This window comes from Bradyrhizobium sp. NAS80.1, from assembly GCF_001908205.1.
Classification (GTDB): Bacteria; Pseudomonadota; Alphaproteobacteria; order Rhizobiales; family Xanthobacteraceae; genus Bradyrhizobium.
Genome location: NZ_LGHL01000374.1, coordinates 1 through 815, shown reverse-complemented (window position 1 = coordinate 815; position 815 = coordinate 1). Strand labels below are relative to the sequence as shown.

General features: G+C 67.0%; 1 protein-coding gene. It reads left to right on the top strand.

The annotated features are described in order from the left end of the window. Positions 1 to 815: MotA/TolQ/ExbB proton channel family protein (locus AC629_RS43565; protein ID WP_143199926.1), on the top strand; the 815-nt coding region annotated here is incomplete at both ends.

Sequence of the window (815 nt, the reverse complement as noted above, 5' to 3'; positions counted from 1 at the left end):
GCCCAGCCCGGGCGCTGCAGCCGCGCCGGCTGCCGCTGCGCTCGCAGGCTTCGTCGGCGACATTGACGAACTGCAGCTTGCTAAGGTCGCGCGGTCGGCCGGCTTCATCAAGTTCGCCGCCATCGGGCAGGGGCCGGACCAGGCCAAGCTCGTGTCGTTCAGCGTCGATGAGGAGACCGCGAGCTGGCTGTCAGGTTACTTCGCGGTGATCCTGAAGTCGGTCACGCTGGACGGCTGGGTGGTGATTGGCCTGCTCATGATCATGGCGGCCTTGAGCTGGGTCGTGATGATCGACCGCTCAACCTATCTCACCCGCCAGGCCAAGGCCAATGCGGTGTTCATGAAGAGCTTCCGCGAGGTCGCCGACGACCTCACGGTGCTGGACAGCGGCGAGGATGCCGCAACCCTCGGCGGCCGGCTCACCGCGGCCGACGCGAAAGTGCTGAAGTCGTCCTCGCTCTATCGCATCTACCACATCGGTGCTGAGGAAATCCGTCATCGCTTTGCCCGCAACGGCGGCCGTGCGGTGGTCCTGTCGGGGGCGTCGATCGCGGCGATCCGCGCAGCGCTTGATGGCGGCGTGGTCAAGGAGATCCAGCGGCTGAACCGGATGATGGTGATCCTCACCATCGCGATCTCCGGCGGTCCGTTCCTCGGCCTGCTCGGCACGGTGGTCGGCGTCATGATCACCTTCGCGGCGATCGCAGCGTCGGGCGATGTCAACGTCAACGCGATCGCGCCCGGTATCGCGGCGGCGCTGGTCGCGACCGTCGCCGGTCTCGGCGTCGCGATCCCGGCGCTGTTCGGCTACAACT